This is a genomic window from Micromonospora sp. NPDC047644 (assembly GCF_040704315.1).
Taxonomy (GTDB): Bacteria; Actinomycetota; Actinomycetes; order Mycobacteriales; family Micromonosporaceae; genus Micromonospora.
Genome location: NZ_JBEYSY010000002.1, coordinates 320,390 through 336,918, shown reverse-complemented (window position 1 = coordinate 336,918; position 16,529 = coordinate 320,390). Strand labels below are relative to the sequence as shown.

The 16,529-nt window shown below is 70.3% G+C and carries 16 protein-coding genes and 1 pseudogene; 8 read left to right on the top strand and 9 right to left on the bottom strand.

Annotated elements, in window-relative coordinates; genetic code table 11:
• Positions 1-4 precede the first annotated feature (4 nt).
• From smpB to AB0877_RS04735, 3 genes and pseudogenes are all read left to right on the top strand, one after another.
• Entirely contained in the window at positions 5-496 is a 492-nt protein-coding gene (gene smpB, locus AB0877_RS04745; protein WP_355007334.1) for an SsrA-binding protein SmpB, read from the top strand.
• Positions 497-732: 236 nt separating this feature from the next.
• On the top strand, positions 733-1,125 hold the full coding sequence (locus AB0877_RS04740; protein ID WP_366606670.1) for an SCO5389 family protein: 393 nt from the start codon (positions 733-735) through the stop codon (positions 1,123-1,125).
• A 528-nt stretch (positions 1,126-1,653) separates the two neighbouring features.
• Positions 1,654-1,764: pseudogene (locus AB0877_RS04735) on the top strand (ABC transporter ATP-binding protein); the annotation flags it as partial.
• Between the two features lie 355 nt (positions 1,765-2,119).
• Here AB0877_RS04735 and AB0877_RS04730 read toward each other — a convergent pair.
• The 4 genes from AB0877_RS04730 to AB0877_RS04715 all read right to left on the bottom strand — a co-directional run bounded on the left by AB0877_RS04730 (position 2,120) and on the right by AB0877_RS04715 (position 5,016).
• Positions 2,120-2,533: a type II toxin-antitoxin system prevent-host-death family antitoxin gene (locus tag AB0877_RS04730; protein WP_366606668.1), complete on the bottom strand. Its 414-nt coding sequence runs from the start codon at positions 2,531-2,533 to the stop codon at positions 2,120-2,122.
• Positions 2,534-2,562: 29 nt separating this feature from the next.
• Positions 2,563-3,135 (bottom strand): GNAT family protein, encoded by a 573-nt coding sequence (locus AB0877_RS04725; RefSeq protein ID WP_366607096.1) that lies wholly within the window; start codon positions 3,133-3,135, stop codon positions 2,563-2,565.
• A gap of 180 nt (positions 3,136-3,315) precedes the next feature.
• Complete coding sequence (locus AB0877_RS04720; RefSeq protein ID WP_366606666.1) at positions 3,316-3,756, bottom strand: hypothetical protein; 441 nt, start codon at positions 3,754-3,756, stop codon at positions 3,316-3,318.
• A 33-nt stretch (positions 3,757-3,789) separates the two neighbouring features.
• Entirely contained in the window at positions 3,790-5,016 is a 1,227-nt protein-coding gene (locus AB0877_RS04715; protein WP_366606664.1) for a hypothetical protein, read from the bottom strand.
• 175 nt (positions 5,017-5,191) lie between these two features.
• Between AB0877_RS04715 and AB0877_RS04710 the strand changes: the two genes are divergently transcribed.
• Entirely contained in the window at positions 5,192-6,751 is a 1,560-nt protein-coding gene (locus AB0877_RS04710; protein WP_366606662.1) for an NAD(P)/FAD-dependent oxidoreductase, read from the top strand.
• Positions 6,752-6,778: 27 nt separating this feature from the next.
• Here the strand turns inward: AB0877_RS04710 and AB0877_RS04705 are convergent, their stop codons facing one another.
• Together AB0877_RS04705 and AB0877_RS04700 are read right to left on the bottom strand one after the other, a co-directional pair.
• Positions 6,779-7,093 carry a hypothetical protein gene (locus tag AB0877_RS04705; protein ID WP_366606660.1) on the bottom strand — a complete coding sequence of 105 codons (315 nt, stop codon included), beginning with the start codon at positions 7,091-7,093 and terminating at the stop codon, positions 6,779-6,781.
• 112 nt (positions 7,094-7,205) lie between these two features.
• Positions 7,206-7,931: a TetR/AcrR family transcriptional regulator gene (locus AB0877_RS04700; RefSeq protein WP_366606658.1), complete on the bottom strand. Its 726-nt coding sequence runs from the start codon at positions 7,929-7,931 to the stop codon at positions 7,206-7,208.
• 22 nt (positions 7,932-7,953) lie between these two features.
• Here AB0877_RS04700 and AB0877_RS04695 point away from each other — a divergent pair, with 22 nt between their 5' ends.
• The gene (locus AB0877_RS04695; RefSeq protein ID WP_366606657.1) at positions 7,954-9,081 is read left to right on the top strand and encodes an NAD(P)/FAD-dependent oxidoreductase; all 1,128 of its coding nucleotides are present in this window, start codon (positions 7,954-7,956) and stop codon (positions 9,079-9,081) included.
• Positions 9,082-9,119: 38 nt separating this feature from the next.
• Complete coding sequence (locus AB0877_RS04690; RefSeq protein ID WP_366606655.1) at positions 9,120-9,656, top strand: hypothetical protein; 537 nt, start codon at positions 9,120-9,122, stop codon at positions 9,654-9,656.
• A gap of 80 nt (positions 9,657-9,736) precedes the next feature.
• On the opposite strand, the gene AB0877_RS04685 is transcribed toward AB0877_RS04690, so the two are convergent.
• The gene (locus AB0877_RS04685; protein WP_366606654.1) at positions 9,737-10,582 is read right to left on the bottom strand and encodes an SAM-dependent methyltransferase; all 846 of its coding nucleotides are present in this window, start codon (positions 10,580-10,582) and stop codon (positions 9,737-9,739) included.
• 233 nt (positions 10,583-10,815) lie between these two features.
• Here AB0877_RS04685 and AB0877_RS04680 point away from each other — a divergent pair, with 233 nt between their 5' ends.
• Positions 10,816-14,280, top strand: a complete 3,465-nt coding sequence (locus AB0877_RS04680) for a ThuA domain-containing protein (protein WP_366606652.1) — start codon at positions 10,816-10,818, stop codon at positions 14,278-14,280.
• A 61-nt stretch (positions 14,281-14,341) separates the two neighbouring features.
• On the opposite strand, the gene AB0877_RS04675 is transcribed toward AB0877_RS04680, so the two are convergent.
• Complete coding sequence (locus AB0877_RS04675; RefSeq protein ID WP_366606651.1) at positions 14,342-14,797, bottom strand: nuclear transport factor 2 family protein; 456 nt, start codon at positions 14,795-14,797, stop codon at positions 14,342-14,344.
• A gap of 196 nt (positions 14,798-14,993) precedes the next feature.
• Between AB0877_RS04675 and AB0877_RS04670 the strand changes: the two genes are divergently transcribed.
• Complete coding sequence (locus AB0877_RS04670; RefSeq protein WP_366606649.1) at positions 14,994-15,638, top strand: alpha/beta hydrolase; 645 nt, start codon at positions 14,994-14,996, stop codon at positions 15,636-15,638.
• Positions 15,639-15,691: 53 nt separating this feature from the next.
• Here AB0877_RS04670 and AB0877_RS04665 read toward each other — a convergent pair whose 3' ends face one another.
• Positions 15,692-16,378: a hypothetical protein gene (locus AB0877_RS04665; RefSeq protein WP_366606647.1), complete on the bottom strand. Its 687-nt coding sequence runs from the start codon at positions 16,376-16,378 to the stop codon at positions 15,692-15,694.
• Positions 16,379-16,529: the final 151 nt, after the last annotated feature.

The window sequence follows — 16,529 nt, the reverse complement described above, 5'->3', positions numbered from 1 at the left end:
CCTGGTGACCCCGTCCAAGCCACCCACCCGCCGGTTGATCGCCTCCAACAAGAAGGCCCGGCACGAGTACACCGTGCTGCGCACGTACGAGGCGGGCATCGTGCTGGTCGGCACCGAGGTCAAGTCCCTGCGCGAGGGGCGGGCCTCGCTGGTGGACGCGTTCGCGCACGAGCGCGACGGCGAGATCGTGCTGTACGGCCTGCACATCGCCGAGTACGCCTACGGCACGTGGACCAACCACGCCCCGCGCCGCAACCGCAAGCTGCTGCTGCACCGCGCCGAGATCGACCGGATCCTGGACAAGGTCCGCGAGGGCGGGGTGACCCTCGTTCCGCTGTCGATGTACTTCGAGAACGGCTTCGCCAAGGTCGAACTGGCCCTCGCCAAGGGCAAGCGCTCCTACGACAAGCGGCAGACACTGGCCGAGCGCGACGCCAACCGGGAGATCGCCCGCGAACTGGGCCGGCACCTCAAGGGCCACCCCCGCCGACCCTGACGCCGCCGCTCGTCCCGCTCCGCGTGCGTGTCGCCGTCGGCGTGGGTGTGGGTGTGGGTGTGGTGTCGCCGTGGGTGTCGGAATCGCCGTGGGTGTCGGTGTCGCCGTCGGCCCGTTCTGCGGGTGGGTCGCGGCGTGGCGCGCGGGGACATCGTTGACGTCGTCCAAGAGACGTGGTCTGCTCAGTCGACGCCGTTATTGGAAACGGTAATCATTAACCGTAGCGGAGGAGAACCATGTCTCTCACTGTCCCGCCCGCACTGCTCGACGCCGCCGAACGCGGCCCGGTCGACGACGAGGCGTTCATCGCCTGCGTCCGTGACTCGCTGCCGTACGCCTGGGCCACCGTCAGCCGGGTCGTCGCCGAACTGGAGGCCGGCAACGACGACTTGGCCGACAACGTCATTGCGCCGCCCACCGAGGCCGACCGGGGTCAACTGCTCCGCGCGCTGGCCAGCGACGCCATCCGCGGTGGCCTGGAACGACACTTCGGCGTACGCCTGGCCTTCCAGAACTGCCACCGCGTCGCCGCGTTCCGCCCAACGGCGGTTGACGGCGAGCGCTACCGCCGCTTCGTGTCGACCCGTGGCCAACTGCTCAACCAGTCCCCCGAACTCCGCAACTGCTGACCGTCGCGGCGGGCGGGCTCACCCAAGCCCGCCCGCCGCACCCCTGCACTCCTCCGCACCCCACACCCCCACACCCGCGCCCCGAACTCCATAGCCGCGCCGCACCCCGAACCCCACGCCGCACCGCACCCCCGAACCCCACGCCGCACCGCACCCCAACCCCGCGCCGCACCCCGAACTCCACACGCACCACAGCCCACAGCCCGCAGCCCGCAGCCCGCAGCCCGCAGCCCGCAGCCCGCAGCCCGCAGCCAAGATCCGCGCAACTTCGCGGATCCTGCTGCCTCCGACACGCGAGAGGCAGCAACATCCCTGACATTGCGCGGATCTTGACCCCGGACACCTGCCCGATCGGCAGGGGGAACGGGGTTGTGGGGTACCCGCGGCTCACGCTGCGTTCCACACCAAGATCGTGCTCGAACCAGGATGTAGTGGCCTCATAGCTCGCCGACACCACTACTTCCTGGTTCGAGCACGATCTTGCGGGCTCCCTCCGGGAAGCCGCAGGCGTCGTGGGGCAGCACAGGGGTGGCCGCCGACGTCACACCGGCCGCCGCCCAGTTACGGCTGATCTCCGGCCAACGGGTCCGCGCGGCGGTCAAGGCGACCGAGACCCACGCGTACCCGGCCACCGGCTGAACCGGCGTCGGCCACAGCTCTCCGGGTGGACCCGGCCGGCGCGCCCGGCGCCGCCCGTGCCACGCCGACCGCCGGCTCGCGTGGACGCCGACCGGCTTGCCCCGCCAGCGCGGGACCCGTCAGCCGACACGACACCACCGCACACCCCGGCGCCGCACCCGCCTCAGCGGGTGCCGCCAACACCGCGCCGGCACGAATGTGAGTCAGTCGGTGAGCAGGCGCAGCACCCACTGAGGCGGGCACGGCCAACGCCGCCCGCAAACGAACGCAACTCAGCCGGCGAGCAGATCAGGATGCGCGGCGCGACGCTCGCAACGGGCGGGCACGGCCAACGCCGCCCGCACACGAACACGACTCAGTCGGCGAGCAGATCGGCATGCGCGGCGCGCAGCCGCGCCAACCTCGGGTCGCTGCCCGGGACGACGCGGCTGTCCAGCTCGGCCCACACCTCGGCCAGCGCCGCGCGGACCGCGCCCAGCTCGGCGGCGTGCCGCTGCGTGCTGCGTCGGTGCTGCTCCTCGAGGCGGCGGGCCCAGCCGGCGGTGACCGTCGAGAGCCGGTCGGCGTCGGCGCGGGCCTGGGCGGCACTGCGGGCGGCTGCGGCGGGGACGATCGCGGCGACCGGGCGGGGATCGCCGTCGCGGGTCACGACGGTGACCGCGTCGGTCAGCTCAGCCAGCGCGACGAGCTGGCTGAACCGGGTGCGCGCCTCACGCAGCGGCACGGAACGCGGCGGGTCGGAATGAGGGGTGAGCGCGGGGACGGCCATGGATGCATGGTGCCGCGCGGGTATGACAACTATTCGCGGTCGTCAGTGGACGGTACGTGGCGGGCAGACCACTCGTCCGCCAGCACCGACCAGATCTCGATGTCGATCCGACCGTGCCGACCCGGGATGACCTGGCGCAACGTGCCATCGAGGCGCAGGCCGAGCCGGTCGGCGAGGGCCTTGCTGCGGATGTTGGCGGCGTTGGTACGCCACTCCACCCGTTGGATGCCGCGCTCGTGCACCGCCCAGTCGACGATCCGGCGCACCGCCGGGGCGACCAGGCCCCTGCCCTGCGCCGCCGGCTCCACCCAGCAACCGACCTCGCAGACGCCTTGGCTCACGTCGAACGACACGAACATGACCCCACCGACGAGGGTGCCCCGCCACCACAGCCCCCAGATGCCACCGCTGTCGCCGGCCCAGCGGTCGGCGTAGCGCTGCAACACCGCACGGGCCGACGGCAGGTCGGTGGCGACGAAGGACGGCGACACCCAGGGTCGGATGTGCTCGCGGGCCCGATCGAGGTGGGCGAGGAACTCCTCGGCCCGCCACGGGTTCAGCGGGCGCAGCTCGACGTCCTCGGTCAACGGCAGGGCGAACACCGGGCCTCCACTCAGTACGCTTCTCACGCCGGTAGCAGGCTCGCACAGCCACCCGACCGAGGCACGGCCGCCCTCCGCGCTCACCCCGGGCAGGTGGGCCCCGGAGCGCTCACCCCGACAGGTGGGCCCCGGCGCGCCGATAGGCCCGCCGCGCTCACCCCGGCAGATAGGCCGCAGCGCTCACCCGGGCAGATGGGTCCGCAGCGCGGCGAACTGGGCCACGGTCAGGTACGAGGGGTTAGCGGCCTGCGGCTGACGGAACACCTCCAGGGCGGCGAGCCGGTCGTCAGCGCGCAACAGCAGCCGGGAGATGCGGTCCTGTTCGGCGAGGATGGGCAGATCCAGCGGTACCGACCACGGCTGCCCCGGTGCGCCTGGTTCGGCGGCCCCGGTGACCCGCCCGACGCCCCATACCCCGTACGGCAGTCGGCTCCGGCTGCCGCTGGCCCAGAAGACCACCGGCTGCCCGGCACACATCAACCGCGCCCGGTAGCCGGGACGCACGCACCAGCTCGTCACCAGTGGCTTCCGGGCGAAGCGGGCGGTGAGGTCGACCAGGTCCGCGTTGCCCTTGAGCAGCCAGGCGCCAAGGTCATCGAGGCGTACCCGTGGCTCGGTCATCCGCCTATCCTGCCCGGCCGCCGGCCGCCCCAATCAAATGATCATGTGGGTCCAATAGCTGAGCCACAGCACGAACAGCACGCCCTGCACCACCGCGAGCGTCGCGGTCAGCCACACGTCCACGCTGGCACGGCGAGCCCAGCGGGCCAGCACCAGCGCCACCGGGAAGGCGGCGAGCAGATAGCGCAGCAGGCTCTTGTACACCGGCGGGCCCATCGACAGCGGCACCAGCACCATGAGGACGCCGTACACCAGGTAGGCCAGCTCCCGGCGGCGGAAACCGACGACCAGCACCGCGAGGACGGCCACGGCGAACCACACCCGGGCGGCGTCGCGCGGCTCCCCGGTCAACCCGTCGAGCAGCACCGGGATGGGGTTCTGCACCTCGATTCCCCATCCGGTCTCCTGGGCGTGCTGGTAGGCGAACCAGTCCCCGCCCCGCCACCGGCAGTACGCCATGAAGGTGAACCAGCCGGCGGGTAACAGCAGCAACGGCCAGCCGATCCGGAGGTAGCCGAGCAGGGCGCGCGGCCCGAGCCGCCAGTCGTGCTGCCGGAGCAGCACCAGGGCCAGTGGCAGCGCCACGAGCAGGCCGACGGAACGGCTCATCGCCAGGAAGTAGCCGATCACGCCGACCAGCAGCCACCGGCGTCGCTCGGCGTAGTAGAAGGTGGCCAGTACGAGGCAGACGAAGAGCGACTCGGTCAGCGCGGCCTGAAACAGGAACGCGGTCGGCAACAGCACCAGGTACCGGATGAACCGGCGGGCGGCGTACGCGTCGCCGAGCAGCAGCTCCGCCAGCCGGTGGCCGTACCAGAGCGCCAGCAGGAAGGCGACGTTGCTGATCAGCAACAGGGCCAGTGCGGTGTCGCCGCCGAGCAGCACGCCGACCGGCCGGGCCAGGAACGGGTACAGCAGGGGAAAGCCGAAGTCCACCCACGGCCCGGTCAGGGGCAGGGTACTCAGCCGTAGGTACAGCATCGAGTCCCAGGCAAACCAGAAAGAGATCCACCGGTGCCCGGAGATGTCCCGCTGCTGCGCCCACATCAACGCCTCGTCCGGCGGCGGGGCCCCGGGAACGCCGTCCCAGGCGTGCAGGACCACGAGTCCAAGCACTGTGAGCAGCAACTTCGCGCCGAGGAACAGGCCGATGACGTACGGCCAGGGCGCCGGCACCCGGCGGGCCAGGCGCGCTCCGCCGCGACCGGTCGCGACCGCCCGCGCGGCCAGCGTCGTCGCGCCGCTGCGCCACCGGTCCATCCGCCCCGCTTCCCCGCTTCCCCGGTCCGCCGGCGCGCGGGGAGGTCGCTCTTCTCGTGGTACGCCACCGCGCGCCCCGCCGAAGCGAGGATCGGCTAGCACTAAGTGTGACATTCTGCGCGTAACGGGTGGACACCGCGCCTCAATCATGGCGGTGAGCAGGGAGCGCGTCAGCATGAGCGAGCAGAACGGCACGGTGGTCATCGGTGCGGGGCCGGCCGGGCTCACCGCGGCGTACGAGTTGCTCCGGCACGGCCGGTCGGTTCAGGTCTTCGAGGCCGACGAGGTGGTCGGCGGGATCAGTCGGACCGTGGAGCGCGACGGGTGGCGGTTCGACATCGGCGGGCACCGGTTCTTCACCAAGGTGGCGCGGGTGGAGGCGTTCTGGCACGAGATCCTGCCGGACGAGGACTTCCTGACCCGGCCCCGGATGAGCCGCATCTTCTACCGGGGCGCCCTGTTCAACTACCCGCTCAGCGCCGTGAACGCGCTGCGCAACCTGGGTCTGCCCGAGGCCGTCCGCTGCCTCGGCTCGTACGCCCGCGCTCGGCTGCGGCCACCACGGGACCAGTCGCACTTCGAGGGCTGGGTGTCGGCCCGGTTCGGCTGGCGGCTGTACTCGATCTTCTTCAAGACGTACACCGAGAAGGTCTGGGGTATGCCGGCGGACCGGTTGCAGGCCGACTGGGCGGCGCAGCGGATCAAGAACCTGTCGCTGGCCACCGCGATCCGCAACGCGCTGCTGCCCCGGCGTCGGCGCACGGACGTGACCAGCCTGATCGAGGAGTTCCAGTACCCGAAGTACGGGCCCGGAATGATGTGGGAGCGCTGCGCCGAGCAGGTCCGCCAGCGGGGCGGGCACCTGTGGACGGGCAGTTGGGTCACCGCCGTGCACCGCGACCCGGCCCGTCGACGGGCGATCAGCGTGACGGTCAACGGCGCGGGCGGGCAGCGTACCGAGGCCGCCGACCACGTGATCTCCTCCATGCCGATCTCGGAACTGGTGACCGTGCTCCACCCGCCGGCGCCGCCGGAGGTGCGGGCCTGCGCGGCCGACCTGCGCTACCGAGACTTCCTGACGGTCGCGCTTGTCGTGCCGGCGGAGTTCTCGTTCCCGGACAACTGGATCTACGTGCACGACCCGGGGGTGCGGGTCGGTCGGATCCAGAACTTCGGCTCCTGGTCGCCGTACCTCGTCAAGGACGGCCGCACCTGCCTTGGCCTGGAGTACTTCGTGTTCGAGGACGACGAGATGTGGCGTACCCCGGATGCCGACCTGGTGGCCCTCGCCACCGCGGAGCTGGAGCGGTTGGGGTTGGTCCGACCCCGCGTGGTGGAGGCCGGCTACGTCGTGCGCATGCCCAAGGCCTACCCGGTGTACGACGAGCGCTACCAGCACAACGTGGACGTGATCAGGGCCTGGCTGACCGAGGCGGTGCCGAACGTGCACCCGGTGGGCCGCAACGGCATGCACCGCTACAACAACCAGGACCACTCGATGCTGACCGCGATGCTCACCGCCGAGAACATCGCCACCGGCAGTAGGCACGACGTCTGGTCGGTGAACGTGGAGCAGGACTACCACGAGGAGTCCTGTGGCGGCGACGGCCGGCGGGGCACCGGCCGAGACGCGCCGGTGGTGCCCAGCCGGATCATCGCCGCGCCGGTCACGGTGCCGACGGGGTCGGACGACCGAGCCGCTGTCGCCGCTCCCCCGTCTCACGCGGGAAGCTGAGCACGCTCTCGCGGCACGGGCAGGTACTCAACGCGGCAGGTGGGTGCAGTGTGCCACGGTGGCGTCGTCCGGGCTGTACGCATCCGCGCCACCGGCGCTCTGCGCCTCGGCCTGCCGGACGGAGGCGATGACGCCGGCCGGTCCGCCGGCCCGGAGCAGGTCCAGCAGGCCCGGCCAGTCGGTCCGACCGTACGGGTTGACGATGCGGCTGGCACCGTTGCTGAGCAGCGCGACACCGTTCAGGTCGATGAGGGACCGGCTGCCGGTCACCGCTTCCCGCGCCGCGCGCGGGTCATCCTTGGCGATCCAGTAGCCGCCCGGCTGGTTGCGGCGGGCACGCAACGCGGGGCTCCTGTCTGGGCCCGCGTCGCCTGCGTGAGGGTACGGCCAGTCGGGCGGGTCGGGTTGGTGGAGACACGTCGCGGCGGCGAGCCGCTGGCCGCAGCGCGACGGATCACGTCGAGCGTTGTTGGGTGATGCCGTCCAGGATGGTGGTGAGGTTGTGGTTGAAGGTCTCCTCGGCGTTGAGGTGTGCGCCGTCGATGACGAGCCGGGCCACTGTGGGGTACCTGCCGGTTTTCAACATGCGGGTGAGATAGGGGCCGAGGCTCGCCTGAAAGGCAGCTTCATCGGTGCCGGTGGACCGCGCGATGCGTCGTTCGGTGACCTCTCTGCGGACCGATCCGACGATGAAGGCGTTGAGGGCTCCCACGGCCCGCTGGAGATCGTCGATGTCGCGCACGGCGGGGGCCGCGCTGAGCGCCGCGGCTGTCGCTTCGCCCACGGCGAGTGCGTGTGGCCCCAGGTGTGGCCGTCCGCCGAGCACGTCGGAGAACCACTCGTGGTCAAGGGCGGCGGCGCGGGTCGCGTGGGCGATGGCCAGCACCGTGTCGCGCCACCCGGATCGCCGGCCCACCTCGGCGATCCGGGCGTAGACGACGTCGACCATGAGATCGAGGAGCTCCGACTTGTTGACCACGTAGTCGTAGAGCCGCATCGGGCCGACACCGAGTTCTCTGGCGATCTTGCGTAGGGACAGCCCGTCGAGGCCGTGCGCGTCGGCGAGCCCGATCGCCGTAGCGGCGATCTTCTCGCGACTCAACGGCACCGGCACCGCCCGCGGCTGAGGTTCGGGCCGCTCCCACACGGGCAGCGGCCCGCTACCGTACGGTGTATCCACCAATACAGTGTACGGTAGCGCGGTGAGAACGCGAATTGCGATCGCCGGTGGCGGACTCGGCGGGTTGACGCTGGCACGGATCCTGCACCGACACGGCATCGACGCGGTGGTGTACGACCGGGAGGCAAGCCGATCCGCGCGACCCCAGGGCGGCGCCCTCGATCTCCACCCGGAGTCCGGGCAACTGGCCCTGACCGAGGCGGGTCTCGCCGGCCGGTTCCGGTCGGAGGCGCGACCCGAGGGCGAGGAACATCGCATCCTCGACCCGACCGGACGCACCCTGGTGCACCACGTGCCGCAACCAGGCTCATTCTCCGGACGTCCCGAGATCGACCGGGGCGCACTGCGTGATCTCCTGCTCGACTCCCTCCCCGACGGCACGGTTGCCTGGCGGCACCGGCTCGTCGCGGCGACCCCACGACCCACCGAGGGCTGGGACCTGACGTTCCACGACGGTCGACGAACCAGCTGCGACATCCTCATCGGCGCGGACGGCGCACGCTCAGTCGTCCGGTCACTGCTGACCGACGTCGAACTGTCCTACGTGGCGACTCTCGTGCAGCTGAGCGTCGCCGACGTCGACTCGCGGCATCCCGATCTCGCCGAGCTGGTCGGCCCCGGGAACCTGTGGTGTATCGGCGTGAACCAGATCCTCGCAGCGCAACGTCTCGGCGACGGCAGCCTCCAGGTCGGGATCTCGCTGCGCGCGCAGGACCAGCCCCTCGACACGTACCGCAGCAAGCAGGCCCTGCTGGACCTGTTCGCTGGCTGGAACCCCCGCCTCACCGCACTCATCGCGGCGGCCGACGGCGCACCGACGCCACGCCTGATCGAGGCGATGCCCACCGGTACGCGCTGGGCCAGCCGGCCGGACGTCACCCTCATCGGTGACGCCGCGCACCTCATGCCACCGGTCGGCGAGGGCGCCAACCAGGCCATGCTCGACGCCGCGGAACTCGCCGGCCAGCTCGCCGCCGACCCCGCCGACCCGAATGCGGCGATTCGGGCGTACGAAGAGTCGATGTTCAGCCGGATTCGCCCGATCGCCGAGATGTCGACGCGAGTCCAGGCGATGATGCTGTCCCCCACCGCGGCGGACGACATCGTTCGTTTCTTCACCCGGCCGGCGGAGCCCGCACGCAAGAATTGACATCTGGCGCTGTCGACGCGGCTGGCAATAATCGTTCTATGACGACGGATGTGCACCCTGAGTCGGGACTCCGCAAGGCCACCTTGACGGATCAGGACCTGGCGGAGACATCGTGGGACTACTGCCGAGTCCACGCGCTCGCCGTCACCGACGACGAGGGGCCGCCCGACGACCCGACCCTGGACTATCGGGAGGACGACGACCTCGACCCCACCGCGCCGTCGGCTCTGAAGCTGCATCTCGACCTGGACTACGTCGTACGCCGGGTCGATCCGGGGCCTCTGCGGCAGATTCACTTCTGGGTCGCGCCGGCCACCTTGATCTTCCACAACGTGTGGGACATCGTCGGCAGCCTGCACTCCGTCTGTCTGCCGTTCGAGTTGAAAGACCTGCGCCAGGAGGCTCCCTCACAGTCAGGGGAACCCTCCTGGCACCTGGAGGGACGCGACCTGGACCTGAGGTTCCAGGCATCGAGGTACACCCTTCACCTGCGCCAACCCCCGCGCTACGGCAGTCGAGTGCTCCGGATGGCCGACCGGGGCGGCATCAGCTTCGACGTGAAGCCATTCGCCTGACCGGGGAAGGCCGCCGGCCGCGACTGCGAGGAACCTGAGTCATTACGAGCGTCGCGCCGACCACGCCCATGGATGCTCGGTCAGGGCTTGCGGGCCACCGCGCCGTAGATGGAGGCGTCGGCCAGGGGCGGCCGCCGCTCCGGTGGCACCTGCGGCCGCCACTGCGTGACCGGCACGATGCCGGGCTCGGCCAGCTCCAGGCCGGTGAAGAAGCGGGCGAACTCGGCGCGGTCGCGGGGTACGGCGTCCTGCTTCATCCGGCCGGAGGCGAACTCGGCGTACATCCGCTCGACGATCTCGGCAGGGATGTGGTCGGTGGTGAAGTGGGTCAGCGCGAGCCAACTGCCGGACGGCAGCGCGTCGAGCAGCCGGGCGACGTGCTCGTGTGGGCGGTCGTCGTCGGTCAGGAAGTGCGTCACGGCGATCAGCACCAGACCCACCGGCTGGGACAGGTCCAGTGTGGCGTGCAGCTGCGGGTCGCCGAGAATCTTCGCCGGGTCGCGCAGGTCGGCGTCCAGGTAGGCGGTGGCTCCGGCCGGGCCGCTGGTCAGCAGCGCTCGGGCGTGGACCAGCACCATCGGGTCGTTGTCGACGTAGACCACCCGGGAGTCGGGGGCGACGGACTGGGCCACCTCGTGGGTGTTGTCGGCGCTCGGGATGCCGGTGCCGATGTCGAGGAACTGTCGGACGCCGACCTCCGCGGCGAGGAACCGGACCGCCCGGCCGAGGAAGGCCCGGTTCTCGCGGGCGAGTGTGCGGACCCCCGGGTAGACGGCGGCGATCTGGTCGCCGGACTCCCGGTCGACGGCGAAGTGGTCCTTGCCGCCGAGCCAGTAGTTGTAGCGACGAGCCGGATGCACAGTCGTGGTGTCGATCCGGTCAGCGCCCCGGCCCTCGGGCGCTTCCGACGTGGACGACAGGGTCACGAGACCTCCCCAGGTCGACGGACACGCCGCATCCGTGAAGTCACCGGGCGTGTCCAGGGGACATCCTAAGCCGTACCCATCGGACTGCGGGGCCCACTGACGCGCGGACGCCGCAGGGGCGGGAAACCGCTTACCAGAGGGCTATTGACGCTCGTCACTGGCTGTCAGTACCGTGATGCGGGCAGCGAGAAAGCGCTTTCCGACCCCTCCACCGCCCGACAGGGAGCGCCCCCATGCCCCGACACCTCCGTGCGTTCTGCCTGATCCTGCTCGCCATCGCCACAGTGGTCAGCACCACCACCGCCCTGCCCGCCGAGGCCGCCCCGCGCTTCCGGGTGCTGGTCTTTTCCAAGATCACCAACTTCTACCACGACTCGATCCCGGCCGGCATCGCCGCGATCCAACAGCTCGGCGCCGCCCACAACTTCGAGGTCGTCGCCACCACCGACGCGGCGGCCTTCACCGACGCCAACCTCGCCACCTTCGACGCTCTCGTGTTCAACAACACCAACAGCCTCCCGACCTCGGGCGACCTGCTCAACGCCAGCCAGCGGGCCGCGTTGCAGACGTTCATCCGCAACGGCGGTGGTTGGGCCGGCCTGCACGCCGCCTCTGCCAGCGAGCGCGACTGGCAGTGGTACGAGGGCCTGGTCGGCACGATCTTCGACTACCACCCCGACTTCTCGTCCACCGGCGGCACCTTCCCCGGGCGGGTCAAGGTGCTCGACCGCGCACACCCCTCCACGCGCAACCTGCCGGAGCTATGGGAGCAGAGCGAGGAGTGGTACAACTGGCGGACCAACCCGACCGGCAACGTGCACACCCTCGCCCAGATCAAGGTGCGCGACGGGATCAACGGCCTGGACGAAGGCGTCGACCACGCGTACTCCTGGTGTCAGCCCTACGACGGCGGCCGGTCCTGGTTCACCGCCGGTGGGCACGCCAGCTCGCAGTTCAGCAGCCCGACCTTCCTGGAGCACCTGCGCTACGGCATCGAGTGGGCGGCCGGCGCGGTCGCCGGTGACTGCTCGGCCACCAAGACCAGCAACTTCGAACGGGTGGGGCTGGTCACCGAGAACCTGGCCGACCCGTTCGAGCTGGCCGTCGGCCCGGACCGGAAGGTCTACTACATCCAACGCACCGGCGCGCTGAAGGTGGTCAACTCCGACACCCTGCAGGTCACCACGCTGCTGGACTTCGCGTACACCTCGGCGATGACCGACCAGTCCGACGGGCTGCTCGGGATGACCCTGGACCGCAACTTCGCCAGCAACGGCTGGATCTACCTGCTCTGGTCGGACAAGACCCTCAAACAGCTCAACCTGTCCCGGTTCACGGTCGCCAACAACAGCGTCGCGCTCTCCTCGGAGAAACGCCTGCTGACCGTCCCCACCTATCGGGGAGAGGGCCGGGCCAACTCGCACATGGGCGGGTCGCTGGCCATGGACACGGCCGGACGGCTCTACGCGGCGATCGGTGACAACACCGACCCCTTCGCCTCCAGCGGCTACACCCCGGTCGACGAACGCGCCGGCCGCGCCGCCTGGGACGCCCAGGGCACGGCCGGCAACACCAACGACCTACGCGGCAAGATCCTGCGGATCACCCCACAGTCCGACGGTACGTACACAGTGCCCAGCGGCAACCTCTTCCCGGCCGGCACCGCGCGGACCCGGCCGGAGATCTACGCGATGGGCATGCGCAACCCGTTCCGGATCACCGTCGAGCCGCAGACCAACGCGGTACTGGTGGCCGACTACGGTCCGGACGCCCGCGCCGCCGACCCCAACCGCGGTCCGGAGGGGACAGTCGAGTTCAACCGGATCACCAGCGCCGGCAACTTCGGTTGGCCGTACTGCGTGGGCAACAACATCCCGTTCAACGACTACAACTTCGCCACCAACACCTCGGGGGCGAAGTTCAACTGCGCCGCACCGGTGAACAACTCACCCAACAACACCGGCCTGACCACCCTGCCGGCGGCGAAGTCCGCGCTGGTCTGGTACGCGTACTCCGCCTCGACCCAGTTCCCGGAGCTGGGCACCGGTGGTGGCGGGCCGATGAGCGGCCCGGTCTACGACTACGACCCGACCAACACCCGCACCACGAAGTTCCCCGAGTACTTCGAGGGCAAGTGGATCACCTATGAGCTGACCCGCAGGTGGTTCAAGACGCTGTCGATCCACAAGACGGCGCAGACCTTCAGCAACGCGCGCTTCGGCCCGACCGCCGTCGGTGACCTCCAGTCGATCAACGGGATCTTCGGCAACATGAGCTGGATCCAGCCCTTCGAGGCGGAGTTCGGCCCGGACGGTTCGCTCTACGTCATCGACTTCGGCGAGGGCACCGGCAGCGGTCGCGGCGGCAGCAACGCCGGCGCGGGCATCTACCGGATCGACTACGTCGCCAACGGGCGGCCACCGACCGCGAAGATCGCCGCCAGCCCGGACAGCGGACGTACGCCGCTCGCCGTGACGTTCTCCTCCGCCGGGTCGTCCGCCGGTGACGGATCGGCGCTCAGCTACGCCTGGGACTTCACCAACGACGGCAGCACCGACTCCACCGCGGCCAACCCGAGCCACACCTACTCGACGGCCGGAAAGCACACCGCCCGGCTGACCGTGCGCAACAGCGGCAACGGGTTGACCGCCACCGCGGTCACCGACGTGGTGGTCGGCAACACCCGGCCGACGGTGACCATCACCGTGCCCGACGGCGGGTTCTTCGACTTCGGTGACAAGATCCCGTACACGGTGACGGTCACCGACCCGGAGGACACCACGATCGACTGCGCCAAGGTCACCGTGCAGACGCAGCTCGGCCACGACTCGCACGCCCACCCGCTGGATGTCTACACCGGCTGCTCCGGGCTGCTCGCCACCGAGGCGGACGCCGGCGACGGCCACGGGCCGGGGCAGAACCTCTACACGCTGATCACCGCGCAGTACACCGACGGTGGCGCGGCCGGTGGCGTACCGGCGCTGACCGGCTCGACCCGCGTGCAGTTGCAGCCCAAGAGCAAGGAGGCCGAGCACTTCAGCGCCCAGTCCGGCGTCACGGTCAACGACCGGGCCACCGCCCGCGCCGGCAAGCGGCTCGGCGAGGTCGACCACAACGACTGGGTGGCGTTCGGGCCGGCGGACCTGCGCAACGTCGGCTCGGTGACGCTCGGGGTGACCAACGGCGGGCTCGGCGGCACCATCGAACTGCGCACCGGCTCGCCCACCGGCACACTGATCGGCACGGCCGCCATCGGGTCGACCGGTGGGTGGGACAACCTGGTCTCCCCCACCGTCACACTGACCAACAAACCCACCGGCACGACCACCCTGTACGCGAGGTTCGTCAACGCCGCCCAGGTCGGTGGCACCCCGGACCTGATGGCTCTGGACTGGCTACGGTTCAACGGCGCCGGGGTCAAACAGGAGCCGGGCGGGACGTTGTCGCTGGCCGCCAGCCCGACCGGCGGCACCGCGCCGCTGACCACCACGCTCACCGCCACGGCGACGGCGCCGTCCGGGCAGAGCATCACCGACTACGCGTGGGACTTCGGCGACAACAGCGCCATCACGCACGGAGCGACACTCCGGTCGACGGCGCACAGCTACCCCCGCAAGGGGACCTTCACCGCCCGGGTGACGGTCACCTACACCAGCGGGGAGACCCGCTCGCAGAACCTGACCATCACGGTCAGCTGACCCCGGGTCGCCGGCGGGCGGGAGCGTCCCGCCCGCCGGCCGGGCGCGGATCACGGTACGGCTAGGCCCTCGATGGGGGTGCCTCCTGCGGACGCAGTGCGGTCAGCATGCGCTCGAGTTGACCCCAGGCCCGCGCGCTGGCGATGGGGTCGATGTAATCCCTGGACTCAATGATGAGCCCGTCGCGGATACGCATCACGAAGACGCAGGGCACCGTGAACGCCTCACCCGTCTCGGCTACCCGCCCCTGGTAGGCGAACTCGGCGACAATCACCTCCGGGTCCGCAGTCTCATGAACTGTCACGTCGACCGGCTTACGGACCAGCGTCCGGGCGACCGGAGGCGGCGAGGTGAAGTGCTCGTGCAGTTCCTTGCGCCTGCGCAGCGGCGGCGGGTTGAGCGGGTGGAACGGATGCGTGACATGGGTCTGTTCGGCGTACAGGTCGGCCAGGTCCTCGTACGGACCGTCGCAGACACCGTTCACCAGTCGAAGGAATGTCTCACGTGGGCTGCTCATGCCGGGCTTCCTTCGCGATCGGTAGATGTCACCGGAGCCACGCCGAGGACTACCTCCGGGGTGGCTGGTACCCCAATGACGGCACCCTAATGACCTCAGCCTCGATCTGACTGCCCCGAAGCGCTCTCCTCGCCGGTGCCTACCGCATCGTCACCGACCGAGGCGCGTGTCGTAGGTGTGTGTGAGGCTACGAGGCATGGCGACTTTCGTTCTGATCCACGGCGGTGGGGGCAGCGCCTGGGACTGGCATCTCCTCGTCCCCGAGCTGACCAGCCGGGGCCACGACGTGGTGGTGCCGGAACTGCCGATCGAGGACAGGTCCGCGGGGTTCGCCGAGTTCTGCCGGACGGTCGTCGACGCGATCGGCGACCGGGGCGACCTCGTGGTCGTCGGGCACTCGTACGGTGCGTTCACCGCGCCGCTCGTCGCCGACAAGCTGCCGGTACGGCTGCTCGTCCTGCTCACACCGATGGTCCCGAGACCTGGCGAGAAGCCCGGTGACTGGTGGGCCAACACCGGTTACCGCAGCGTCGAAGGGCTCAGTGAGGAGCAACAGTTCTTCAACGGCGTCCCGGCCGAGATCATCGCCGAGGCGGCATCGCACAGCCGGGACCAGGTCAGCGCGGAGGGCGACGAGCCGTGGCCCCTGGACGCCTGGCCAGACGTGCCGACGACGGTGCTTCTCGCCCGCGAGGACCGGTTCTTCCCGGCGGACTTCCAGCGTCGGGTTGCCGCCGACCGACTCGGCGTCGTTCCGGACGAGATTGACGGCGGGCACTGTGTGTCACTCAGCCACCCGAAGCAACTCGCCGATCGCCTGACCGCGTACCCGCTGGCCTGAAGGCTCGACCGCGGCCGTCACCGTCCGACCCTTCGGGCGACTGGGCAGGCTCGTCATCCGCCGCCGCAGACGCTGGCCTTCGGGCGTGGGTCCACGACCGTGAGTTGCGCGAACAGCCGGTCGACCTGGTCGGCCAGATCGTCCTGCAGCACCGGGAACACGAGCTGCAACTGCTGCCATGGACGGTCCGGGTAGGTGGTCGGGCGTCCGGGGTGGAACAGGAGCACCACGACCTCGTCACGCCGCCACGGCCACGCGGCTACGGCGTGCAGTTCACAGCTCCAGTGCGCCAGCAACTCGGGCGCGTCACGCAATTTCTCCTCCAGAAGTCTGGCGACCGTTCGCGCGGGCCACTCCCAGGTGGTGTTCAACCGGGCCTGATCCAGTTGGTGGCGGTACTCGTCGGCGTCGAACCGGAACTCCGGCAGATCGACCGACGCGTCGTCGGGGTTTCGCCAGCTCCCCCAGACGACCTGATCGCCGTCCCGGTAAACGGTCACGTAGATCGCGCCGCAGCAACTCTCGGCGCATATCGCGGTGGCGAGCCTCGCTTCGTGCGGCTCGACGTCGGCGCTGAGCGGACCCTGGGGCGTGAGCAGCTCCTCCGGCTGCGCTCCTGGCCCCTCGGAAAACACCTCGTCGAGGATGTCCCGACCGTCGACGATCGGGCGGACCTGCACGGACGAGCCGACCTCCGTGGGGTCGGGGACCACGATGCGCAGGCTCAGAGAATTCGGCACAGGTGAATTGTGCGCCGCGCCCCTGACGATCGACTCAACGGGCGTACGAGCCCAGCCGCCAGCGGGTGAGACGGCCACCCACGGTGACGGTGACGCTGGCCCGGGAGCCGGCAATGCAGATCGTGGACAGTTTCCGTTATCGCGTAACGGA